This is a genomic window from Streptococcus pseudopneumoniae (genome assembly GCF_001072665.1).
Lineage (GTDB): Bacteria > Bacillota > Bacilli > Lactobacillales > Streptococcaceae > Streptococcus > Streptococcus pseudopneumoniae_S.
In genome coordinates, this window is sequence record NZ_JVJI01000127.1 from 1 (window position 1) to 25,151 (window position 25,151).

Annotated in this window: 21 protein-coding genes; all 21 read right to left on the bottom strand. The window is 39.6% G+C overall.

Annotation, left to right across the window (positions count from 1 at the left end; genetic code table 11):
- On the bottom strand, window positions 1–480 hold a 480-nt coding region (locus ADH52_RS09020), incomplete at its 3' end, for an excalibur calcium-binding domain-containing protein (RefSeq protein WP_049510988.1).
- Window positions 481–529: 49 nt separating this feature from the next.
- Window positions 530–1,147 carry an alpha/beta fold hydrolase gene (locus ADH52_RS09025; RefSeq protein WP_049510989.1) on the bottom strand — a complete coding sequence of 206 codons (618 nt, stop codon included), beginning with the start codon at window positions 1,145–1,147 and terminating at the stop codon, window positions 530–532.
- Complete coding sequence (gene pabB / locus ADH52_RS09030) at window positions 1,148–2,869, bottom strand: aminodeoxychorismate synthase component I (RefSeq protein WP_049510990.1); 1,722 nt, start codon at window positions 2,867–2,869, stop codon at window positions 1,148–1,150.
- Window positions 2,870–2,941: 72 nt separating this feature from the next.
- Window positions 2,942–8,764 (bottom strand): ZmpA/ZmpB/ZmpC family metallo-endopeptidase, encoded by a 5,823-nt coding sequence (locus tag ADH52_RS09035; protein WP_049510991.1) that lies wholly within the window; start codon window positions 8,762–8,764, stop codon window positions 2,942–2,944.
- 2 nt (window positions 8,765–8,766) lie between these two features.
- Complete coding sequence (locus ADH52_RS09040) at window positions 8,767–9,330, bottom strand: TIGR01440 family protein (protein ID WP_049510992.1); 564 nt, start codon at window positions 9,328–9,330, stop codon at window positions 8,767–8,769.
- A gap of 114 nt (window positions 9,331–9,444) precedes the next feature.
- A complete protein-coding gene (locus ADH52_RS09045) occupies window positions 9,445–11,136 on the bottom strand; it encodes a cache domain-containing sensor histidine kinase (protein WP_049510994.1) in 1,692 nt (563 codons plus the stop codon).
- A complete protein-coding gene (locus ADH52_RS09050; RefSeq protein ID WP_004261873.1) occupies window positions 11,133–11,870 on the bottom strand; it encodes a response regulator transcription factor in 738 nt (245 codons plus the stop codon). The genes ADH52_RS09045 and ADH52_RS09050 overlap by 4 nt, the downstream gene beginning before the upstream one ends.
- Before the next feature lie 70 nt (window positions 11,871–11,940).
- The gene (gene msrB, locus ADH52_RS09055; protein WP_049510995.1) at window positions 11,941–13,053 is read right to left on the bottom strand and encodes a peptide-methionine (R)-S-oxide reductase MsrB; all 1,113 of its coding nucleotides are present in this window, start codon (window positions 13,051–13,053) and stop codon (window positions 11,941–11,943) included.
- Between the two features lie 9 nt (window positions 13,054–13,062).
- On the bottom strand, window positions 13,063–13,626 hold the full coding sequence (locus ADH52_RS09060; RefSeq protein WP_049510996.1) for a redoxin family protein: 564 nt from the start codon (window positions 13,624–13,626) through the stop codon (window positions 13,063–13,065).
- Window positions 13,627–13,639: 13 nt separating this feature from the next.
- The gene (ccdA2, locus tag ADH52_RS09065) at window positions 13,640–14,350 is read right to left on the bottom strand and encodes a thiol-disulfide oxidoreductase-associated membrane protein CcdA2 (RefSeq protein ID WP_049510997.1); all 711 of its coding nucleotides are present in this window, start codon (window positions 14,348–14,350) and stop codon (window positions 13,640–13,642) included.
- Between the two features lie 166 nt (window positions 14,351–14,516).
- On the bottom strand, window positions 14,517–15,065 hold the full coding sequence (locus ADH52_RS09070; protein ID WP_049510998.1) for a GNAT family N-acetyltransferase: 549 nt from the start codon (window positions 15,063–15,065) through the stop codon (window positions 14,517–14,519).
- 448 nt (window positions 15,066–15,513) lie between these two features.
- Window positions 15,514–16,338: an ammonia-dependent NAD(+) synthetase gene (gene nadE, locus ADH52_RS09075; protein ID WP_049510999.1), complete on the bottom strand. Its 825-nt coding sequence runs from the start codon at window positions 16,336–16,338 to the stop codon at window positions 15,514–15,516.
- Complete coding sequence (locus tag ADH52_RS09080; RefSeq protein WP_049511000.1) at window positions 16,335–17,795, bottom strand: nicotinate phosphoribosyltransferase; 1,461 nt, start codon at window positions 17,793–17,795, stop codon at window positions 16,335–16,337. Before ADH52_RS09080 ends, nadE begins: the two co-directional genes overlap by 4 nt.
- A gap of 115 nt (window positions 17,796–17,910) precedes the next feature.
- Window positions 17,911–18,399 (bottom strand): DUF6773 family protein, encoded by a 489-nt coding sequence (locus ADH52_RS09085; protein WP_049511001.1) that lies wholly within the window; start codon window positions 18,397–18,399, stop codon window positions 17,911–17,913.
- Window positions 18,389–18,598: a helix-turn-helix transcriptional regulator gene (locus ADH52_RS09090; RefSeq protein ID WP_020902217.1), complete on the bottom strand. Its 210-nt coding sequence runs from the start codon at window positions 18,596–18,598 to the stop codon at window positions 18,389–18,391. The genes ADH52_RS09085 and ADH52_RS09090 overlap by 11 nt, the downstream gene beginning before the upstream one ends.
- Window positions 18,599–18,971: 373 nt before the next feature.
- A complete protein-coding gene (locus ADH52_RS09095; RefSeq protein ID WP_049511002.1) occupies window positions 18,972–19,709 on the bottom strand; it encodes an ABC transporter permease in 738 nt (245 codons plus the stop codon).
- Window positions 19,710–19,724: 15 nt separating this feature from the next.
- Window positions 19,725–20,570, bottom strand: coding sequence for an ABC transporter ATP-binding protein (locus ADH52_RS09100; RefSeq protein ID WP_080977898.1), 846 nt, complete (start codon window positions 20,568–20,570; stop codon window positions 19,725–19,727).
- 382 nt (window positions 20,571–20,952) lie between these two features.
- Window positions 20,953–21,363 (bottom strand): GNAT family N-acetyltransferase, encoded by a 411-nt coding sequence (locus ADH52_RS09105; RefSeq protein WP_080977897.1) that lies wholly within the window; start codon window positions 21,361–21,363, stop codon window positions 20,953–20,955.
- Window positions 21,364–21,463: 100 nt separating this feature from the next.
- On the bottom strand, window positions 21,464–22,828 hold the full coding sequence (locus tag ADH52_RS09110) for an amino acid permease (protein ID WP_023947824.1): 1,365 nt from the start codon (window positions 22,826–22,828) through the stop codon (window positions 21,464–21,466).
- 73 nt (window positions 22,829–22,901) lie between these two features.
- Window positions 22,902–23,384, bottom strand: a complete 483-nt coding sequence (greA, locus tag ADH52_RS09115; RefSeq protein ID WP_000818748.1) for a transcription elongation factor GreA — start codon at window positions 23,382–23,384, stop codon at window positions 22,902–22,904.
- Between the two features lie 60 nt (window positions 23,385–23,444).
- Window positions 23,445–25,139, bottom strand: coding sequence for an endolytic transglycosylase MltG (mltG, locus tag ADH52_RS09120; protein ID WP_049511003.1), 1,695 nt, complete (start codon window positions 25,137–25,139; stop codon window positions 23,445–23,447).
- Window positions 25,140–25,151: the final 12 nt, after the last annotated feature.

Genomic DNA, 25,151 nt, shown 5'->3' on the forward strand with positions numbered 1-25,151 from the left:
TGAACCTTGCCATGCATTACGAGCATACGAACCATCTGATTTCAAATAGTACCAGGCTTGATAAGATGTATCATAAACCCATTCATTCTGAGCCATTTTACCATCTGATTTTAGATAATAACTTCCCTTCCAAGTATTGGTTACAGGATTTCCCTTGTCATCATGATAGTACCAAACTCCATCCTTTTGAACCCATCCACTTGTGATTGCTGAGCTAGAGTTTGTTTTTACCTCAATCGATTTTCTTGGTTTGAAAGCTCCCTCAGGAGCATTTTTCAATTCGCAAGCGACACCATCATGATCTTTATCTAACTTAGCAGAATAACCCGGTTCTCCTTGACGCATATCCGAGTAACCATGAGCCCATGCATCCTTACAACTAGAAAAATGAATGTTTTCTTCTGCTAACACAGGTTGTGAAAACAAGGCTAAAACTGGCAAAGAAGCCAAACTCATTTTTAAAAATAGACGTTTGTTCATTTCTTTCTCCCATCATTATGATATCGTTTTCAATATTATTTTATCAAACTTATTTCAGCAATTCAAGGAAACTTCTGATCTGTTCTACAAACTCTTTTGGTTTAGCTCTATTCAAGACATGAGGACCGTCAGGGATAATCTGGAATTGGGAATTTGGCATCAGTTCTTGAATAGCTTTCATTGAACTGAGATTAGGCTTATCTTGACTACCACAAATTAACAAAGTTGGATAGGGACAATTCTTTGCAATCTCTCTTAAATCAAGTGTTTTTAATTCCTCAGAAACTCCAACCAAAAGCGATTTATCTGCTCCCTGTTTCTCAAATGTCCTTTTGGGGAGTAGTTTAAATATCAGCAACTGAATGTAAAAAGGAATGTTACCCGCTAGTTTCAGTGGACAACCTGACAAAACCATGGCTTGAAGATTTGGTATCTCATAACTTGACAGCTCCAATGCAAGGGTAGCTCCTAAGGACAAACCGATTAGGACAAAAGGTTCTGTTTCCACTGTTAAGCGCTGATAAATGCGCTCCTTGGCTTCTTGGTAGGTAGCAACTCCGGAAGGAAATAACTCTATGGCTTCAGAGGGATAATCTGCAAGCAACTCTTGCACTTCCTTCCAACTCTCCGCTGACTGGCCTAATCCATGTAAAAATATTAGTTTCATTTAGCTCTCCTTTACTGACAGTTCATACAAACCTCTCACTGCATTACAGGCGTAAATATCTTCTGCTTGGGCAAAATCTGCCAAGGTTAAGATTTTCTCTTCTACCTCTCCTGTTTCCAGCAAATGCTGACGATAAATTCCTGGCAAGATTCCAAGTCGGATAGGCGGTGTGTAGAGTTTCCCATCGATTTTCAGAACCAAATTTCCGATAGAGGTTTCAAGAAGTTCTCCTCTTGTATTATGGTAAATCTTCTCTTGTTCCCCCAGGTTCAAATGCGGTCTGTAAGTCGTTTTAAAGTAGGTAAAGGCTTGTTGCAAATTAGCTTCTTGCAGACAAAGTTTGGCCTGACAAAAACTTGGACTGAGGGGTGTTAATACTCGGCGTTCGACTTCTATCTCTCCAGACTTGCTGAGAGAAATACGTAAGCGGTAATCTTGATTAGCATCACAAGCCTGACACTCTTCCTCTATCTTTTGTTTCAAGTTTTCTGAATCAAATGGAAAGGCAAAATACCGACTAGCTTTTCTCAGTCTTTCCAGATGTTGTTCTTCAAAGAACAAGTTCTTTTGGCTGATTTTCCCAGTTGTAATTAATTGGAAACGAGCTTGTTTACGATAGAGAACAGCTGCCTTTTGATGAACCTCGCGGTATTCAGATTCCCAAGTACTATCCCATGTAATACCTCCGCCAACTCCATAGATAGCTTGCCCCTTGTAGAGTTGAATGGTCCGAATGGCGACATTAAAAATCCGTCGTCCATTTGGAAGCAAGAGACCAATGGTTCCACAGTAGACTCCACGCGGTTGTGGCTCCAAGTCCTTTATAATTTCCATAGTCGCAATTTTAGGTGCACCCGTTATGGAACCGCAAGGAAAGAGAGAACGGAATATTTCTACAAGGTCAACCTCTGCTCTCAACCGACTCTTGATGGTCGAAGTCATCTGCCAGACAGTCGAATACTGCTCCACTTGACACAAACGCTCCACATGCTCACTTCCCACTTCAGAAATACGGTTCATATCGTTGCGCAAGAGGTCCACAATCATCATATTTTCAGAACGATTTTTGGGGTCCTGTTCCAACCAACTGGCCTGCTCCAAGTCTTCTTTGTCAGTCATGCCACGCTGAGTTGTTCCCTTCATTGGTCGCGTTGTCAACTCGCGGCCATTTTGCTCAAAAAAGAGCTCTGGGCTCATGGAAATCACTGCCATCTCATCATGTTCAACATAGGCATTGTAGCCCGCCTCCTGCTCTACTACCATACGATTGTAGATGGCAAAAGGATTGGCACTTAAGTCTTGCTTGAGTTGGACGGTGTAGTTGACCTGGTAGGTGTCCCCCTGCCGCAAATGATGATGAATCTGGACAATCGCCTTTTCATAATCCTCTGCAGACGTTACTTCCTGCCAATTTGAAGGCAAATCAACCTCATCATAAGTCAGAGGAATAAGGGAGGTCTCCACCTTATCGTGAACAGTAAAGTAAAGCAAATACTCGTCCAGTAAAGGAGATTTATGAACTGCTAATTTCTCCTCAAAAGCAGGTGCAGCCTCGTAGCTGACATAGCCCACCACATAATAGCCTTGCTCTTGGTAGCTTTCCACTTGTGCCAGCAAATCTGCCACTTCTGCTATATTTCTCGTTTTCAACTCTTTAATCGGCTGGGTAAAGGTGTATCTCTCCCCCAAAGCCCTAAAATCAATTACTGTTTTTCTATGCATACCTTAAGTATAGCACAAAAAGGCAGATTCAGACAAAGCTGATCTACCTTTTTATTATTTTCTTACTATTGATTATGCTTTAGTGAATAAATCACCAGCAAATCCATCTGATTTTTGCAAGAGTTGTTTGTAAACCTTCCATTTAAGATCTACAGTATTCTTGAAATCATTACCTTGAAGGTCTTTTTCGACCGCTGCATCAAATAAGGTCTGAAGTTGTGCGTAAGTTGAAATCTTTTGACCATCGATTTCAATTTCAACAAAACCTCTTTGGGCTTTTTCGTGTACTTCATGATACCATGCTTTCTTCCATGCTTCTAAGCTTTGGAATTTGCCGTTAGAAACTTTATTAATAATAAAGTCATCACCAAGACCTACATTACCAGCAGCTTTAGATTCTTGCTTGTATTTGTTTGATGCATAACCTAAGAACCCGTCTAGGTAACCGAAGTAACCCCACATACGGAAGGTATTATGTTTGAATGAGATTGAACCAACCGCACTCTTACTTGTATTACCACCATAAATACCTGTCATCATATTTACTACAGTATAAGCAGAATCAAATCCTTCAGTACGGTAATGACCATTTCCTGGTAATCCATGTTTCGTTGCAAAGTTTCCATCAACCAGTTGATCAATACTTGTCAGCTTCGTATTCTTTTCGTCATCATTCAAATCACGAACTAAATCCCATTGGTGTGGTTCACCAACTAAGCCATTGCGATCCGCTTTTTCGCGATATTTCTTATCGATCTTCTTGAACCACTTATCGTTTGTCCCAGTATTTTTCTTGATGACAGACTCAGCTTCTAAGTAATCAAGCATCATCATGGATTCATTGTAATTCTTCATGTAGTGATCGATTTTCTCACGACTATTTAACACATTTGGATTATAGTTGTAAATTTGATTTCCATCATTTTGACGTTCGTAAGCCATGTTTAATCCTAAGGCACCATATTCACCATTTGGATTTGAAACTGATGGTGATTGCAACATACCTTGAGCAAAGGCTTCAACGTCTGTTCCTTCACGGTGACGCCATGTTCCTAAGTAGGCCATACGGTCATTGATGTGAGTTGTTTCGTGAGTGAATGCAGATGTACCAAAATCACTAATCATGCTAGAGATGATGTAATATACGGCCTCTTGTGGTTGTGGATTTTGGAAGATATAAGCGTATGCACCCATTCCATTGTATCCGTGCCACTTATCAGTCGGACCATAGAATTCACGAATTGGAGCAAAATCGCCTTTCTTCGTATGTCCCATACGGTCAACCCATCCCAAACCTGGTACATCATGGTTATCCCAAATTGCAGATGGAACCATATTTTCACTCTTAAGAAGATTATTTCGTACATTATCTGCAGCAAGTCTTGACCAGAAGTCTAAATAATTGATTTGTTCTTGCGCACGTAAATCAACTTGCTTCTTGAACGCTTCACGTTCTTCTGCCGTATTCTTACCATATTTCTCAAATGAACTAAACGCAATGGTATTATATGTTGTAATTAAAATCATATGCGCTTTCTTCAGATTCAGAAGTGGTAGAATATAACGTCCGTGATGTCCATTATTAATTACTTCATATAATTTATGTTTCTTATTAGCGAAATCTGGATTTGATGATTGTTTCTCAACAACATAAGCGTTATCTGCAATGTTATTCTTGAACCAAGTATTCATATCTGTTTCACTAGTGAATAATTCCATGTTGTACTTCAGGAATTCGTGTAAATTAGCTTTACCAGTAGCACTTGCAAGAGCTCTGTTAAATGCATCGTGTGATTGATCACCTTTTAGGTTGTTACCATTTGATGCGAAGCTGATTAATCTATCAAGTACGTTAACGTTCTTACCGTAGAAATCCGGTTTGAAGGTCATCATATTTTTGATATTTAATCCGTCAAATTTAATTCCATAGTATTGGTTTAAGTAAGCCAGAGCTAACATGATTTTAGCTTTGTTATCTTCAACTTTTTTAATCAATGCACGTTTAGCTGCTTCGTCCGTATTTAATTGATGGTCTTCATTTTCAACTAAAGCTTTAACTAAAGCATCAAGATTATCTTTTACTTCTTTGAAGCTTTCTTCCATGTATAACATCTTAGGATTGTTATTAATCTTACGAACTTCATCTGAATCAAGTTCAACAGAAGCTAATTTAGCTTTGATATCGCTGATTAACTGTGTCCTATCTTTAACAACCATATTTGGTGTATAGACAATATCACCTAATCCTTCAATACTATATTCACGAACTTGTTGAACCTTAGATTCTTTTTGTGTAATAGCTTTAATTTCTTTCGTCTTATCAGCGTAATGAATCATAATGTGATCAGCATCTGATAAGTCGGTCACAAATTGTCCATCTTTCATACCTGTAACAGATAATACTTCAGTAGTTAGTAATTTAGAATCTGCAGGAATCTTATTACCTTGATTTACAATCCATTCTTTATTGTAGAATGGTTGAAGTTTTTCGATGTTACGATAAGCAAGTTCGCGAGATACGTCATAATCTTGAGTATCTTTATAAGTATCTGTTTTTGGTTTTACGTTATTAAGTGCATCTTCAACAAGAGGTTTAATTTCAAACTTATCAGCTGTAATTCCGAATGATTCTATTTTTTTATTTGCATCTTCTAGTCTGATTTCTTGGATTCGATTACTACGAGAACCGTTAAATGAGTGAGAACCTTCACTCACATCTTTAACAACGTAGTTTCTTTCAATCCAGTTTTTTGTGTAATATCCACCTTCTGCTTCTAAATCTCTAGAACCGTAGAATTCTTCACCGTTTTTGACTTTCATCATTGAAACTGTGTCAGCAACACGCCCCCATGTCCAGTTTTTACTAATGAAACCACCTACCTCAACAGGGTTCTTCACATCAATAGTTCCTTTAGTAACAGCGTTACGAACAGAAGCGTATTTATCAATACCATTAGGATCAGAACCATTATCTGTTCTAGCAACAAGACCACCAACACGTGCTCTATCTGCAACAATATCAGCATCTACGTATGCATGTTTAATATTACCACGCCAAAGTTCTCCGGCGATACCACCAAGATCCCAACCTTTATTACCAACACCTGTTAGTTTACCGATGAAAGCAACATTTTTAAGAAGTCCACCAGTATCTCCTTTATTTACGATACCAGCAATACCATCTTTACCAAGGATACTACCAGTTACCTTAACATTTTCAACTGTGGCATTTTTAATTACTCTTGATAGTGCGGAAATATTTTCAATCCAAGGCATATTAATATTAACATTACCTAAGTTAATGTTTTTAACTGTACCGCCTTCAACGTTATCGAATAACTGACGAGCCATATTATGAATGGTATATTGTTTACCGTCAACACTTGTTAAAGTTCCGCTAAATTTACCAGGTACATATTGTTTATTCGGAGTTGGTACATTTGCTGCATTCAAATCTGCACCAAGTTTAAAGGTACCACTTGGATTAGCTTTCATAGCCGTTACTAGGTCGTTAAAGCTATAATATACATCACCATCGTGTGCTTTTTGTTTTTCAAAGTAATGGACATACTCTTCGCTAAGTGTGTTGTCAGCATTCCGTTGAATCAAATCAGGTGCTTTGGCAGTGACTTTGTATAAAGTTTTTCCGTCTTTTTCTACTTCTTCAATCTTGTCAACAGCAAGTCTTGTTATTTTGTTATCATGAGTGGTCACTCGTAAATAAAGCGGAGCAACATCAGCTGGTTTTTCTGTCAGCAAACTAGTATCTGTTTCATTACCGTCAGCATCCACACTCATCAAGCTTGTTTCTTTGATGTTTTTGATTTCAACTTTTTTGAGGTCAATTCTTAGAGGTTCTTCTTTCAGAACTTCTTCCTCATCACCCTCACCACGGTCATAAACCATCTTCGTTTCAAGTTTATAATCTTTATAGTACTGTAGTTCTGTCACAGAAGCTGTTAGATCTTCTGGTGAAACATTCAAGGTCTTCACAATCTCATCACCTTTTTTCAGAGTTAGAGTGATAGATTTAATGGCTGCTTTACTTGGATTTTCCAAATTATAACGAATTTGAGATGATCGTTTCAAATCATTAACATCAACAAGTGACAAACTTAAGATTGGTTTTTCAAAGTTTTTAGTTCCTAATTTGACGATACGATCTTGGTCTAACTCCAGAACCTGTTCCACAATTTTAGGTGCTTCTTCAGTTTTTAAACCTTTGAGAGTTTTGTAAGTCTTGGTAACTTTTTTCTGCCCATCTTTTCCTTCTTGGACAGTAACTCTTTCACCCTTTTTCAGTTGGTCATCTTCTTTAAGAACTTCCTTAAATGGAATCTTTTCAAGACTTTCTTCCACCAGAGTTCCTTCAATTGGTTTTGTCCCACGGCTTATTTTTTTAGTGACTGGTTCTTTGACAACAGTAGTTGTTGTATTTAAAACTTGGTCAGTCTCAACACCTTCGAGAGTCTTATAAGTCGTTTTGGTAATTTTACTGCCCTTTTCTCCATCTTGAACTACAGTTTCTTCATCCGTATATTTGGTTGGATCCTCGATAATTTCTGTCTTATAGTCAATCTCAGTAGTAGTTTCTTTCGTAACCGCTCCCTCAGTTACTTTGTACTCAGGTAACTGTTCTTGTACAAGGGCTTGGCCAGTTTTACCTTCCTCTTGTGTACCTTTTACTTCGATTGGAGCTTCTGGTAAGGTTGGTTGTGTTAAAGCTTGACCTTCCTTGCCTGCCTCTTGGGTTCCTTTTGCTTCAACTGGAGCCTCTGGTAGTTCTGGTTGTGTTAGAGCTTGACCTTCTTTGCCTGCCTCTTGGGTTCCTTTTGCTTCAACTGGAGCCTCTGGTAGTTCTGGTTGTGTTAAGGCTTGACCTTCTTTGCCTGCCTCTTGCGTTCCTTTAGCTACCTGATGCGTTGGTTCAGCTTGTGGTACTGGAGTTGGGGCAGGTTGCTCTTCTTTCTTAGTTCCGACTGCAATGACTTGCGAAACAGGATTTTGAACCACTTGGTCTTCGATGACTTCTCTAACTTCTTGACCATTAACCATCGATACTTTGGTTACAATGCGACGCTGACCATTTACTCCAGCTGTGACGATACGAGTCTGTCCTTCTGCTAGATTGGTATCTGGGCTTGTGACTGTTTCAAAAGGAATATCTACCAAGCTCTCTTCCAGTCTTGACTGAGGTTTCTCAGAAACTGGTTTTTCTTGAACTACTTCTGTCTTATCAATTTCATTTGCACTTTGCTTTTCTACTGGCAACTGAGGCTTCTCAGCTGAAGCTGGCCTTGATGGATGGAGTTCTGCTTCCTTAAAGTATCCAATATACTCATAGCCATCAATGTGGATAATCCCTTCAGCCAAACCTTCATGTGTAGAAGCCGAAATAGTTTGGTTATAAGAAAGCAATTCTTTATTTTCAAACGCAAATGTGGTGAAAGGAACAAAGTTGCTTGCACCAATCGAACTAATTAATAAGACACCAAGCACCTTACCACGATGTTTTTTAGAGATTAATAAAACAGCCAAAGAAGCCGTAGCCAACCCTATACCAGCCAAGGCTAATTCTTTACTCCCTGTATAAGGAAGTTCTTGGTAGGTACTAGCTTTCTTTCGATACACTGCATAGATAATATCATCCTCTTGAAACTCCGAAGGGACTTCATGGTGAATTAAGGCTTTTTCAGACTCGGTCAATTCCTGCTCCGCCAAATAACGGTAATGAACGCTATGAGCTCCACCAACTTCATTGGCTTGTACCTTATCTACTGAAAGGGCACTTGCACCAAAAAGGAAGGCCCCGATGGCTACAGGACCAACCCCAACAGTTAACTTGCGAATGGAATATTTAGTAATTTTTTCAAGTTGTTGTTTTGTTTTTCTCATTCTTATGACTTTCTAATAGAATCTTGCGGATAGTGCGCACGCGCACCTCCAATTAATTTTGGACGACTAGCAAGAGCCGTTACATGGGCATGCCCAATTTCTCTCAAAAGAGGGCGAATCGGAACCTGAACATGCTTGACATGCATGCCAATTGCAGTGTCTCCGATATCCAATCCAGCATGAGCCTTGATAAATTCAACCTCAACTGGATCTTGCATAAACTTGAAGGCTGCCAACTGACCTGAACCTCCTGCATGAAGGGTAGGAAGGACACTAACTATTTCCAGAGCAAACTGCTCTGCAACCTGACGTTCAACAACGAGGGCCCGATTGACATGTTCACAACCTTGAACAGCTAGATGAATTCCTTTTTCCTCTAGGATATCTAGGATGGTCTTCACAATGATTTCCCCAATTTCTTGGCTGGATTCCTTACCAATCTGACCACCTATCACTTCACTAGAAGAAAGGCCCAAAACAAAGATAGATCCTTGCTTCAAATTGGCCTTTTCTAACACATCTTCTACAATCTGGCTTGTTTCTCTTTGAATGTCTTTTTCCTTCATACTTGATACCTCTTTTGTCACTATCTATCATATCGTTTTTTCTTGTTTTTAGCAAGATAGACAACCTAGAAAGCTTGCCCAATTACGCATAAAACTCCCAGAATTGACTGGGAGTTAGCTAGTTTCTATTCTATTTATGTATATTTCAACCGTCGTTCCTTTGCAAGGTGCAGAATCAATCTTCATCTGATAATCTTCTCCAAAATGAAGTTTGAGCCGTTGATTAACATTTTGCAGACCAACCCCCCCACGTTTGAGTTGACTTTGACTACTATCGCCAGCATCTTGGAAACCAACCCCATCATCCTCAATGCGGATGACTAGTCCTGAATCCTGTTTCTGAACAGAGACTCTAATATGACCCTGACCTTCTTTTTCCTTAATGCCATGGTAAAGAGCATTTTCTACTAAGGGTTGTAACACCAGCTTGGGCAAAACTAGCTTATCAAAGGCAGGATTTTCATTAATTTCGTATTCCAGCTTATCTCCATAGCGTTGTTTCTGGATAAAGAGATACTGGCGGACATGATTGATTTCGTCAGAGAGGCAAATCAAATCTTTACCCTGATTGAGCGCCAAGCGGAAGTAGGTAGCCAAGGACTTGGTCACCTGAACCACTCGCTGACTGTCCTGAAATTCAGCCATCCAGATGATAGTGTCCAAGGTGTTATAGAGGAAATGCGGATTAATCTGGCTTGACAAGGCTTGAAGTTCATACTGACGGGTTGTTTCTTCCTGCTTGCGAATAGCTACCATCAACTGATCAATCTGATCCAACATGGCATTGAACTGATGAGACACTTCTCTCAGTTCATAGGCACCAGCTTCCTTGGCACGAAGATTCTGATTACCAGAAGCAATCTCCAGCATGGTTTCTCTCAAGTCATTCAGAGGAGCAATCCAGCGTTTAAGACTAAGCCACACCAAGAAGAGACAGGCAAGAAGAGAGGTGACACTAGCACCAAGCAAGGTCCACAAAAGTTGACTCCGAACCTGGTCTAACTTCTCCAACGAAGACACGCCAAGCACCGTCCAATCAGTTCCTGCAATCTTTTCCTGACTGACGTAGGATTGGTGGTCTAGCGTATAGCCCTGCCCTGTCTCAATGTAGGGTTTCATAGCCTCCATTTCGCTAGACGAACTATAAACTGTGTGTTGAGGATGGTAAACAAATTCATGGTTTTCATTGATAATAAAGGCAAAGCCCTGCTGACCCAACTGAAGCTGGTTGAGATAGGCTTCCAGAGTTTCGTAGGAAATATCCAAACGAAGCACGCCCAGATTGGCTCCCTTTGCATCAACAAGTTCCTGAGTGACAGAAATGACCCATTGACTGTCCGATTTACGAGCCGGAGTCAAAATAGGCATGGCTCCCTGATGAATGGCCTTTTGGTACCAATCCTCAGCCATCATATCAGAGGAAGTTTTCATCTGCACACTGTCATCTGTAGAAATGACTTGACCGGATTTAGTCACCAGCACAACAGTTTTCAAGTCTTGGTCTGATTTTAAGATGGTCAAAAATAGATCTCGAATTCCCTTGACCTTGTCTTGACTGGGATTCTCAGCATAGGTCAGGACATCTGCCTGCTGGGTCAAACTAGTCGAGGTGGTTTCTAATTTTTTGATATAAGACTGGATAAAGTGGCTAGTTTGGCTGATAGTCGTCTGGCTATTGCCCTCAATGCTAGCCTCAATGGCTGATGAACTAGATTGATAGTAGAAAGTCCCAACCAGAGCTAGGAGAATGAGAAAGACCAGAAAGATGGAAATAACCATTCTGACTAGGAGAGAAGAACGTTTCATCGACCTTCCCCCTTCTTAAACTGACGAGGGGTCACACCCGCAATCTGCTTAAAGCGTTGGGTAAAGTAGTTCATATCTTCAAAACCAACCTTCTCTGCGATCTCGTAAATCTTCAGATCTGTAGTTAAAAGCAAGAGCTTGGCTTGTTTGACACGTTCTCTCACCAAATAATCCTGAAAAGGTAGGCCCAACTCTTTCTTAATCAAGGAACTCAGATAAGTTGGACTAAAGCCCAAGTCACTGGCCAAAGACTTTAAACTAAATTGGCTATCAGCCAGATGGGACTGGATTTTCTGGGCCATATTTCCCTCAAACTTATCGGTCAATAAATCTTGTAATTGCTCTTCCTTTTCTTCCTTATCCAACTTTTGCTTGATTTTCCCCAACATTTCCTCAATATCCTGACGAGAAAAGGGCTTGAGCAGATAATCGTCCACACCTAGTTTGACAGCAGACAAAGCATAATCAAAATCATCGTAACCTGTTAAAAAGACCAAATGCACCTGAGGATAGGTTTCTCGGACCAGACTGGCTAACTGGATGCCATTTAGCTGAGGCATGTTGATATCGGTTAGAATGATATCCGGCACCTGCTTTTGTATCAATTCCCAAGCCTGTCTTCCATTTTCAGCTTGACCGATAATTTCCATATCGTAGGCCGCTACATTGACCAGCTTGGTCAAGCCTTGTCTTACCAGATATTCATCCTCTACGATTAAGATTGTGTAGGTCATGCTTCTCTCCTTTGTCACTTACTAGTATCAGTATAGCAAAATTCTCCGCTAACTGCTTAGGAAAGCCCTCTTAATCAACATAATCTAGTAAATAAGCGTAGCCTTTTTCTTCCATTTGGTCTTTGGGAATAAAGCGGATAGAGAGACTATTAATACAGTAGCGCAAGCCACCCTTGTCCTGTGGTCCGTCCGTAAAAACATGGCCAAGGTGTGAATCTCCCACTCGGCTCCGCACTTCCATGCGTGTCATATTGTAGGACTTATCTTCCTTGTAGGTGGCAACATCTGGACTGATGGGTTGGGTAAAACTAGGCCAACCACAACCAGACTCAAACTTGTCCTTTGATGAAAAGAGGGGTTCGCCAGTTGCCACATCCACATAGATACCGGATTCAAATTTATCCCAGTAGCGGTTTGAAAAAGCTCGTTCTGTTTGATTTTTCTGGGTAACTGCATACTCCTCAGGTGACAAGGTCTTTTTCAATTCCTCATCGCTTGGTTTGGGATATTTGCTGGCATCGATGACGGGGTAGGCCGCCTGATTAACATTGATATGGCAGTAGCCATTTGGATTTTTCTTGAGATAGTCTTGGTGGTAATCCTCAGCCACCACAAAATTCTTCAAGGTTTCCTTTTCAACTGCTAAAGGTTGATCGTATTTCTTAGCCACCTCATCAAAGACTTGGTTAATCACCTCTAAATCCTTGTCATCTGTGTAATAAACACCAGTACGGTACTGGGTTCCCACATCATTTCCTTGTTTATTTTTGCTGGTTGGATTGATAATGCGGAAATAATGAAGCAGGATTTCCTTGAGAGAAATTTGATTGGCATCATAAGTAACATGGACAGTTTCCGCATGTCCTGTTTGGTTAATCAACTCGTACTTGGTTGTTTCCCCTCTACCATTTGCATAGCCTGATACGGCATCTGTCACCCCGGCAACGCGTGAGAAGTATTCCTCCACTCCCCAGAAACATCCCCCAGCTAGATAAATTTCGTGCAAGTCTGCATCTTTACTAACTTCTGTTTTTTTCACTGTTTTTCCTCCTTGGCTAACTGATGCTTTCTCAATTTGCGAGCTATCTGTCTGCCCTGCATTTCGCATCAATAGAAAATAGAAACCGGTTATGGCTAGGAAAAAGATTCCTGCCAAGACAAACAATTTTACTTTATCATTCATGACCTTTCTCTACCCCATTTCTTTCAATGTTTTTAAAATCATATCCTTATCCATAAAACCTGGTTGCGTCTTGACCAGTTTTCCTTCCTTGTCTATAAAGGCTTGAGTTGGGTAAGAACGGACACCATAACTTTCCAACAGTTTTCCTGATGAGTCAATTAGAACTGGGAAATTTTTATAATCCAAGCCCTTGTACCAGTTCTTAAAGTCTGCTTCTGCTTGTTCACCTTTGTGTCCAGGAGAGACCACTGTCAAGACAACATAGTCATCTCCAGCATCTTTAGCGATTTCATCCGTATCTGGAAGACTGGCTAGACAGATGGAACACCAAGAAGCCCAGAATTTAAGATAGACTGTCTTACCCTTATAATCAGATAAACGATAAGTCTTGCCATCTACTCCCGTCAGTTCAAAATCAGCAACTGCCTGACCTTTACTCGCAGTTTGTGAACTGACTTGTTCTGTTTTTGTTTGCTCCTTCATAGTAGCTTCGTCTGACATAGTTTTAGCCGAACAAGCTGCCAAGCAACAGATTGAGCCTACTCCAAGGAGACATGTTTGCCATTTTTTCATTTCTTCTTCCTCTCTATTCAAATAATGTAGTCAAAATAGAAGCATTTCCCAAAAGCACCAAGATTCCCATCACGATAATGAGGAAACCACCCACTTTTTTGAGGGTTACGAGGTAGGGATGAAGTTTTCGGAAATGTTTCAAAACATAGCTGGAGGCAAGAGCTAGAACCAAAAATGGTAGCGCTAGACCCAGCGTATAGATTAACATGAGACCAGCTCCCTGCCAAGCACCTGAGCCACCTGAAGCCGCCAAGGCTAAAACAGAGCCCAGAACCGGTCCCACACATGGCGTCCAAGCAAAACTAAAGGTCAGCCCCAGTAAAAATGCCTGACTATAGCCCTTACCCTTTTGCCCCTGTCTCTTTAATTGTAGCCTTCTTTCCTTGTAGAGTCCCTGAAAATGTAAGACTTCCATCTGGTGCAAGCCTAAAAGAATGATAACCGCACCCGTCACATACTGAAACCAAGAAGCATACAGCAAATTGCCTAAAAAACCAGCTCCATAGCCCAGTAAGATAAAGATAAAAGAAATACCCGCTATAAAGGCCAGAGTTCGCAATAAACTGACAACTGAGATTGAAAATTTGCCACTAGAAGCCTGAGCACCATCTTTGTCATCCAACAAGACCCCTGCATAGACTGGTAACAAGGGTAAAATACAAGGAGAAAAGAAGGAAAGAATTCCAGCAAGAAAAACACTGATAAAAAAGATTATATTATCCATTGCCTTCCTCCATTCTTTGATTTGATAGGACTATTATAGCCCCAAAACTCAAGAAAAAACAGGGACAATGATAGGAAAAAATAGGAATTTAATCAGGTTATGTATAAAATGTTGCAAAAAAAGCCAGACAAAGTCTGACTTTGATGGAAACAGAAAAGAAAATTCACTAGTCTTCCCTACTTATCTGATAATAAATAAGGTCCGCAAGATAGCCTTTTCTCTCTACACCATTGGTAATAGTCTTTAGATAGGACATTCCAGCCTTCTCCATGACACGACCAGAAGCTGGGTTGAGACTGGCATAACGTGCCTTGACTTTTTGAAAGCCTACTTGAGTAAAACAGAAGTCCAAGACAGCTTTCAAGGCTTCTGTCATAATCCCATATCCCCAGTAAGCCTTGCCAAGCACATAGCCTATTTCACAAGAAGAATCGTTCTCATCTATTGCAACAATGCTGATATCTCCAATCACTTGCTCTGGGTTGTCTTTCAGGCAAATGGCCCATTTGTAATAGTTGGGATTTGCATAGGAGGCAACCCAATTACGAATCGAATTTCGAGTCACCTCGACATCAGAGTGGGGATCCCAAGTGACGTAGGTTAGATTCTCAGCAGAGGAAGCCCAATTTTGAAACATGGCTTCTGCATCACTCTCCACAAATCTTCGCAAGATTAAACGATCTGTCTGTAATGTTTGCATACCGATTGCTTTCATGACGCTACCTCGCTTTCTGATAGATGATTCTCTGTCCAATCTCCTTTGAAATTTGCTTTACTTTTGAATTTCAAGGTAATAAGCTAAAAAGGTCTACTGGACCTTCCTCGCTTACCTGTTTCCATACTCGGGGTAAAAAGGTCCCCTGGAGGTTTTTCTTGCATTTTAATTTCAGGGAAAGAAGCTAAAAAGGTCCCCCGGACCTTCCTCGTTTTCTTATTTCTAAACTCAGGGTAAAAAGACTAAACTCAGTAACAACTAAAAAACAAGTTTTTAATCTAATCCCTTGACGCAGTCGCTGTCTGGTTTGAAATGCGCTCTAGCAAGCTTTTTCAAACCTAGTCATCGTTGCGGGGGTGAGACGACGAAATCGAACTCGGTGAGTTACCGAACCTTCTCTCACTTTCTTATTTCAAGGTGAGAGGCTAAAAACCTCCAGTGGAGGTTTTCACTCCCAAAAGTCATCAAATACGGTGATTGGTAGGTGGCGTTTGTGTTGGCCTTTGTGCCACCAGTTTTCGATTCTTGCTTGGGCTTCTTGGCTGATTGTTTTGCCTTCTAGGTAATCGTCAATCTCTTCATAAGTAACTCCGAGGGCCACTTCGTCAGCTAGGCCTGGTTTGTCTTCTTCTAGGTCTGCAGTTGGGATCTTTTCATAAAGGGCTGGATCTGCACCAAGTTCCTTCAAGAGTTGTTTTCCTTGACGCTTATTGAGGCGATAAAGAGGGAGAATATCTGCACCACCGTCACCAAACTTGGTAAAGAAACCTGTGATATTTTCCGCGGCGTGGTCTGTTCCAATGACCGCTCCGCTATGGGCACCAGCAAGGGCATACTGAGCAATCATACGGCAACGAGCCTTGATATTGCCCTTGTTGAAGTCTGAGACAGGACTACCTGTCGCTTCAACTGCGGCTGTCATGGCATCAGCTGATTCCTTAATATTCACAACCAAGCTGACATCTGGCTGGATGAAGGCTAGGGCTTTTTGAGCATCTGCTTCATCGGCTTGTACTCCATAAGGCAGGCGGACAGCGATAAATTTGTAGCTATCATTCCCTGTCTCTGCTCGCAGTTCTTCCATGGCCAGTTGAGCCAATCGTCCTGCCAAAGTCGAGTCCTGCCCTCCAGAAATCCCTAGTACAAAGGTTTTTAGGAAGGGATGTTTTTTCAGGTATCTCTTTAAGAAATCAATGGAACGACGGATTTCTTCTTGGGCATCAATCACTGGTTTTACGCCCAATTCTTGGATAATCGTTTCTTGCAAACTCATTCTTCTTCTCCTTCACCGAGGGCTTCCTTGCGCATTTTGTCAATCAAGTCCATCTTGTCTTGCCATACATCACGCGCCAAATCCACTGGATAATGCTGAGGATTGAGCACGCGCTTGTATTCATCCCAAAGCTTGTCAAATTCCTTACGAGCATAATCCTGAATCTCAGTCAAGCTAGGCAGGTTGTAAATCAATTTTCCGTCTTTGAAGATATCCACTAAGAGAGGAACAGCGTCAAAATTACGAACCGTCTTCTTGATGTAAGTATAGGTCGGATGGAACATCTTGATTTCTGTCATGCTGGAAACATCAACACCATCATAGGTTATGTAGTCGCCTTCTGACTTGCCTTTTTCACGACTGGTAATGCGCCACACCTGCTTCTTACCTGGTGTAGACACTTTTTCAGCATTATTTGACAGCTTGATAGTATTGCGCATCTGGCCATTTTCATCTTCGATTGCAACAATCTTATAAACTGCCCCAAGAGCTGGCTGGTCATAAGCTGTAATCAACTTGGTACCCACACCCCAGACATCAATCTTGGCCTTTTGCATCTTGAGGTTGAGGATAGTATTTTCGTCCAAATCATTAGAAGCATAAATCTTAGCCTCTGTAAATCCAGCCTCGTCCAGTTGCTGACGAACTTTCTTGGAAATGTAGGCAATATCCCCAGAGTCAATCCGCACACCCATAAAGTTAATCTGGTCACCCAGCTCACGCGCCACCTGAATGGCAGCTGGTACACCGATGCGAAGGGTATCATAGGTATCCACAAGAAAGACACAATTTTTGTGGGTCGCAGCGTAAGCCTTGAAAGCTTCATAGTCATTGCCATAAACCTGTACTAAGGCATGGGCGTGAGTCCCCAAGACAGGAATGTCAAAGAGTTTACCAGCACGCACGTTGCTGGTTCCATTGGCACCACCAATCACCGCTGCGCGTGTTCCCCAGATAGCCGCATCCATTTCTTGCGCCCGACGTGTCCCAAACTCCATCAAGGGTTCATCTTCAATGACTGAACGAATACGAGCTGCCTTAGTCGCCACTAATGTCTGGTAGTTGACGATGTTCAAAAGAGCCGTTTCGACCAACTGGCATTGGGCTAAAGGGCCTTCAACTTGCACAATCGGTTCATTAGCAAAAACCAAATCCCCTTCTTGGGCAGAACGAACGGTCAACTCCAACTTGAAATTGCGAAGGTAGTCCAAGAAATCCCCATGATAGCCTAGTGATTCCAAATAGGCAATATCACTATCTGAAAAACGCAAATCTTCAAGATAGCTCACAATTCTTTCTAAACCTGCAAAAACTGCATAACCGTTCTTAAAAGGCTGTTGTCGGAAATAAACCTCAAAAACCGCCTTTTTATTGTGAATTCCTTGGTCAAAGTAAACCTGCATCATGTTGATCTGGTACAAGTCCGTGTGCAATGTCAAACTATCATCTGGATACATACTTTTCCTACTTCCTTAACTAGAAACCCATGAAAACTTTCAAAAACTTTCATGTATTCCAATAAATTAGTACTATTATATCACATTTTAGCCGGATTGAGAAAAGAGTAACAAGCTATTCACCACTCTCCAGTTCATCCATATCTTGTTCAAATTTTTTCTGAGCCCATTCGCCATAGCTCTTCAGACCGAGATTGCCTATAAAAACCCAAGGAAGGTAAATGACATAAGTAATCGCCCAAGCAGACAGGTATTTAATGTTCAAAGGATTGTGCTGATAAATTTCTATGTTGAATTGATAATTCTGCAACATCAAAAGAGCCGTAATAGCCAAGGTTAGGAAAAAACAACCCAAAATCGTAAAATGAAAACGACTATAGTAGGTCACTCCCAGATAACGGGCACGATTGAAAAAGAAGAAAATTCCTACTATCAGAGTATAGACTAGAAAATTCGGATTAAAAAGAGAGGGAGCTAATACAGCCACCAAATAGCTTAGAAGCACAAGCCCAATGAAGAGGGTAAAGGATTCCGCTCCAGCTTTATTGATTAGTTGTTCTTCTCTTTCATCAAGTAATTGATAATGAATGAATTTATTTACCATCTTCTTCCTCCCAAAATAGTTGGTCTAGGGTTTTCCCTAAACATCTGCAAATGGACTGGCAGAGCGAGAGACTGGGATTATATTTTCCCGCCTCTATCAAACCAATAGTCTGGCGCGTCACCCCGACAGCATCTGCTAGTTGACCTTGAGTTAAATCAAGCTCTACCCGAGCTAATTTTAATTTTAAATTTTTAGCCACCTGCGTCCTCCTTATAGTTTTAATACTCATCTACTCTTAAAAAATCCAAAACTAACACAAGCTGTCAGCTATTTATTATAACCTCATTAATTAGCACTCCAATATTATCTTCAACCTAAAATCAGTATGTTGGATTGTTTGAAATAAACTTCCTAGTTTACTCTTTTATTTTTGTTTAGTATTAGCTTTAGTAGAATCTTTTAAACGAGTTTTTATTGCTTGTACTTCTTGTTTAGTTTAGTTGGTTTCATATTACTATTATATAATGCTTTTGGAAATGAGTCTAGTATAAGTCAAAAACGTGGTGAACAGCAAGAGAAGGAGCATACCAAGATGACTGATTTTTTGCTGGTTTTAAGTATGCAAAATAATACTAAACGAAACTAAATGAATACTTCTTGCTTTTCTTGAGAGTGAAAAAGTACAATAAAATGATTGTAGTGATTACCACAAGATACTGACTAATAGACATCGTATTTGAAGCCACAAATACAGGTAAAGAATAAAAAGGAAGAAGTTCAATTGCTTTGATAAACAAATCATTACTAGTATTCATCATAATCGTATTTAATATATTAGGGATAAAGAGTAGTAAAGCAACTAAAATACCAAATATCAAGCCACTTTTCAATTTGTATAAATAGAAAATGTAAGATAATAGAAAATAAAATAGGACTAACAAAATTGTATTGACTACAATAGCTACTATAAAATCTAATCCTAAATCACCTGGAACACCCAATTTACATACGATGACTAGTAGCACAATGCCATTCAAAGCATAAATAATAGAAACTGAGATGGCATATAGAAAATTAGACAAGACGTAAATCATCCGATTTTTCTTTTGATTATAAAATAAACTGATCGTATTGTTAGAAAAATCCCTGCTAATAATTCGGTTAGCATGTATAACAGCCATTAACATACCGAGCATAGCATAAAAATTTGAAATATGCTTAATACCAAGTGATGTCCCTTGAGTCTTTAGAATAAAGAATGTAACCAGTATCGGCGGTATAAACGAGATAATCAATCCGAGATATATTACGCCTGATGAATATAAATCTCTTATATTTTCCTTAAGAAAATTCAATTTATTTAATTTCATGATTATAACCTTCCTTTATTTTGAACGATTTAGATAAATATCTTTAAGCGTCTCTTTTTTAGTTTCAAAATCAACTACTTTAATAGAGTTTTCGTTAAAAAATTTAAAAAGCTCACTACTTTGAATATTCCCAGACATAGTAATTTTCAGTCCCTCTTCCTGAACAATATCCCCAAATTCTTGTTTGGTAAGGAAAATGTCTTTATCTGTAGCTGATGAAAAAGCTATCTCAAACAAGCAATTATGTCTATCTTTTCCTACTTTTTGGAATGTCAAAAGCCCGTTCTCCAAGAAAAGGACCCTCTCACAAATTTCTTCAATATCTTCTAATTTATGACTCGATATTAAAATTCCCACATTTTCATGTAAAGCTAAGTTTTTTAGAACTGCTAAAACTATTTGTGATGATTCAATATCTAAACCATTAGTCGGTTCATCTAAAATCAATATATCAGGTTCCGTAACGAGAGTTAGAAGCAAAGCTAATTTTTGTTTTGTACCTAAAGAATAGGTCTTTACTTTTTTATTAATAGACTGAGTCAAATCTAACTCTTGGATCAAACTTCCAAATCTTTCTTTATTGTAGTCAACACCATATAAATTTGACAAATATTTTAAATTCTCTAAACCTGTTTTAGATAAAAATAATTTTGGTTCTTCGATTAAATACCCAACATTATCACTACTTATAATATTCCCTGAAGTCGGTTGATTATTCTGAACAAGAATTTTCATCAATGTACTCTTGCCAACTCCGTTTCTCCCTACTAGACCAACAATTTCACCCTTATTAAGTGCAAAATTTATATCTTTGAGAATGATTGAATGAGCATAATGCTTACTTACATTTATAACTTCCATTTTTTATTCCTCCATTAACATTCTTGGTTTTCTCTTTGATTCTCATTAATTTTAAAAAGTTGCGCCTCTTTTTAACAACATTATATCATATATCTAACTTAATGCAATATATAAATGTCATTTTGTAAAATTTTATTAACAAAAAACTCTCTACCACCTAAATGATAGAGAGTTTTCTGCTTATTCAATTTTCTCAAAACATCTACAGCATCGTAGGATTTCACATCTAATGTCTTAGCTACGACTGTATTGTCCTCAATATCGTCTAGAAAGACACAATTTGTAGATTATAACTGCTACTTATCGATAGTTACTCATATCCATTAGTCCGCCTCCATACTTATGTGTGATTTTCTATTTGTATTATACCTTCATATTCACCTTACAAATCCTTTTGGTAATAATATCTTTGCCCAATGTAGGGATAGTCTTGTAAAGTAAAGACTTCCTTGTAGCCATGCCTTTTATAAAAATCAGGAGCTTGAAACTGGTAAGTATTGACAAAAGCAAAACGACAGTTTCGATTCTTAGCTTCAGTTTCTGCTTGCTGCAATAGTTTTGAACCGATTCCTTGCCCTCGCAGTTCCTCTTTTACAAACAAATACTCAATTTCCAACCAATTTCCAAAAGTCTCTGCTATCAAACCTGCCAGAAGATTGCCCTCTTCATCTTCGACATAAAGATTAAGTGGCTCACTTTCAGCTTCTTCTCGTTTTGAACGGTTATAAACACGAATCAGATTCCCTATTTCTTGTGATTTATGGGATTCCTTATTTTCCAATCTAAAGTACATCTAAATCTCCTTAAATACTGTTACAGCTTGATTATAGTCTTATTTCAATAGACTGTCAAACTAGCAAAAACTCACCAACCTGAGTTGATGAGTTTCAAATCTATTTTCTAAATTTCCACTGGCTATAAATCCCGAAACCGATAATCCAGATAGCTGATCCGATTGCTCCTACAAATGTAGACTCTTGTAAAAAGAGGGTTACGAAGACAAAGGCAAAGAAGAGCATGGTTAAAGGATTTAGGAAACGATAATGGGGCATGAGATAGCCATCCGCCATAAAGTCTGGTGACTTGCGGTATTTAAGGTGAGCCACCATAATCAAGATATAAATGGCAATATAAACACCTGATGATGATGCCGTAATCAAGGCAAAGGCATCTGAAACACCTGGCAAGACATTAATAAAGGCTGCTAGGGCAATCAAGATTGCTGAAGCGATGATAGCATTTTGTGGCACGTTATGACGAGAAAGGGTATCTGCCTTGATTGCTTTTAGGAATGGATTTGGCGAATCATGGGCAATCTGATACAAGTGACGACCTGTTGAATAAAGGGTTGAGTTAAGAGCAGATGCCGCTGATGTCAAAACAACGAAGTTAATCAAGGCTGCTGCCCACTTGATACCGGCCAATTCAAATACTGTAACAAAGGGAGAATCAGCCGATGCAAGCTCACGCCACGGAATGATAGCCATGATGGCTAAGAGAGCTCCTCCATAGAAAAAGGCAATACGTAATGGAATTTCCTTAACAGCTTTTGGCAGTACCTGGCGTGGATTTTTTGTTTCAGAAGTCGTTACCCCAATAAACTCAATCATGAGGTAGGCAAAGAACACCATCTGGAAGGCCATGACAAAGTTTACTCCACCATTTGGGAATAGGGAGAAATTATCGGTGATATTAGCCAAACTTGCTACTCCATGTGGTGTCTTAAAGCCTGTCAAGACCATAAAGACTCCTGTGGCAATCATAGCTAAAATAGCCACAATCTTGACCATAGCAAACCAAAACTCAACTTCCCCAAAGAGCTTCACCGCAATCAGATTTACTAAGGCTAGAATAGTCAAAAATCCAATCTCAATCATCCAACTTGGCCAGCTAGGGAACCAAAACTGAACATAGTGAGAGATAGCAGTGATTTCCGCCATACCGATAAAGACAACGGATAACCAGTAAGACCAAACTGAGAAATAACCCCAGCCCTTACCTAAATGGCGCGTGATAAAGTTGATAAAGGTATGTTGCTCAGGATCCTGATAAAGCATTTCCCCAACCGCACGCATCATGAGGAACATAAAAGCCCCAGTAATCATATAAATCAGTACAATGGAAGGACCTGTTAGGCTGATAGAGCGACCTGCTCCCAAAAAGAGTCCTGTTCCGATTGTTCCTGCAATGGCCATAACCTGCACGTGACGATTGGTCAGACCACGCTCCATCTTATTTTTTTTCTTCTTTGAACTCATATCGTCTCCAATTCAATTTAAAATGGAAAAAGGAGTGAGTGAAGCGCACAGCCTCCCCACTCCTTTTCTGTTTTTAGGCTGTTTTTTCAACCTTCAAGATTTTTACATCATAGCTACCAACAGGTGTTTCAATGGTTGCTGTGTCACCTGTTTTCTTACCAATCAAGGCTTGTCCAATTGGGCTTTCATTTGAGACTTTACCTGCAAAGGCATCCGCACCGGCTGAACCTACGATAATATAAACTTCTTCTTCGTCCTCACCAATTTCTTGGATAGTGACTGTTTTACCAATCGCTACTTCATCATCTGCAACTGAGTCACTATTGACGATTTCAGCATAACGGATTTTTGTTTCCAAGCTAGAGATTTGTCCTTCAACAAAAGCTTGTTCATCCTTAGCTGCTTCGTATTCACTGTTTTCTGAAAGGTCACCGTATGAACGGGCAATCTTAATGCGTTCTACCACTTCTGGTCGGCGAACCAATTTCAATTCTTCTAATTCTTTTTCAAGTTTTTCCTTTTCCGCAAGGGTCATAGGATATGTTTTTTCTGCCATTTTTCTCAACTTTCCTTCGATAATATTGAATCTCTATCTGAGATTCTCATTTTTGTAGTCTTAGTTTGAACTACTATTTTGAGTAAGTTTGCTATTGACGTGCTCAGCTACATTTCGATCATGTTCTTCCTGTGTCACTGCGTAATAGACTTTACCATCTGTAACATTGGCTACAAAGTAGAGGTTCTCACTCTTAGTTTGGTTGATACTTGCCTCAATCGCGTCCTGACTTGGACTATCCACTGGACCAGGCATCAAACCAGGTTTTGTATAAACATTGTATGGTGAATTAATTGATGTATCAATTCCAGCGTCATCTGCTAGGCTGATATTTTGACCAAGTTTCCCTTGGGCATACAAGATTGCAATATTGCTTTGAAGTGGCATTCCAAGGTTCAAACGATTGTAGAAAACACCTGCAATCAACTTACGGTCTTCAGTCTTAGCACCTTCTTTTTCAACAAGTGAAGCAATTGTTAGCAATTCATTGACTGTCAAGTTTTTAGACTTGATTGCACTATAGTGCGGAGTCAAGGTCTTATCCATAGCTGCCAGCATCTCATCAATCAAACTTTCAATAGTCGTGCTTTCCTTGATAGAGTAGGTCGCTGGGAAAAGATAACCTTCCAAACGGTAACGAGCTCCACTTTCTTTCGTTGGCAAGCTTTCGAGTAGGTTTGGATATTTAGCAACTTCTTGACTGATAAAGTTGTCATCTTGCACTTTAGCCAAGAACGTTTCCGCTGTCAAAGGTTCTTTAAATTCACCTTGTAATTGGCCTACAGCTTGGGCAATTTGATCAATCGTATATCCTTCTGGAATTGTCAAGTTTGCAAGAGATGGAGCCTGAGGTTCAGGTGTACCACCTTTTTGCAGTTCCTTAATGATGTCCTCTGTACTCATGCTCTTTTGCAAATTGTAATATCCAGCCTTCAAATCTGAATAATTCTTATATTTTGCATAGAAAGCAAAAATCACACCGTGTTTAATCACACCAGAATGCTCAAGAGTTGATCCGATTTCTTGGACATTGGCTCCTTCTGGAATTTGAACAGTCACATATTCCTTAGAATTTGCATCAACAGGTAGCAAGGATGACTGAACATACTGATAACCGAAGTAACCACCTGCCGAAATCAAGGCTAGGAAAATCAGTAGAGAAATGAAGAATGCCTTCAAATGTGATTTTTTATTCTTAACTGGTTTAACTGTCTCACGGCGACTACGTCTAGGAACTGAACCTAGGCTATCTGCCGATTCAGCTAACTCAGATAGCTCATTATCCACTGCAGGAGTACTAACTTCTTCCTGTTGTCTACTTGTTTTATACGACACCGCAACCTTTGTTGGAATCTCGTTAAATTCTTTGTCTTCGTTAAGTTTTACAGGTTCTACTTTTGGTTGAACTGGCTCGAAAACAGGTTCTACTGGTTCAACTACCGCTTCAATTTTAGGTTCTGCAACTTCTTCATTTCCTGCAATTTCATCCGAAATATTATTAGAACGTGATGGAACACCAGGAGCATTCTTTAATATTTGATCCACAACAGAAAGAGAATTAGCCATCAACTCTTCTGCTGAAGGTTCATGTTCCTGAGTTGAAGGATCTACTGAATCTTCTTGAGATAAAGGAGTTTCAAAACTTGTAATCTCGTTTTCTTGCTCACTTCTATCTTGTTTTTTTACTCTCTCTAAATCACGTAAAATTTGCTCTTTAAAGCTTAATTTTTCGTCTTCTCTTGTTTTTTCACTCAAAAGTTTATCCTC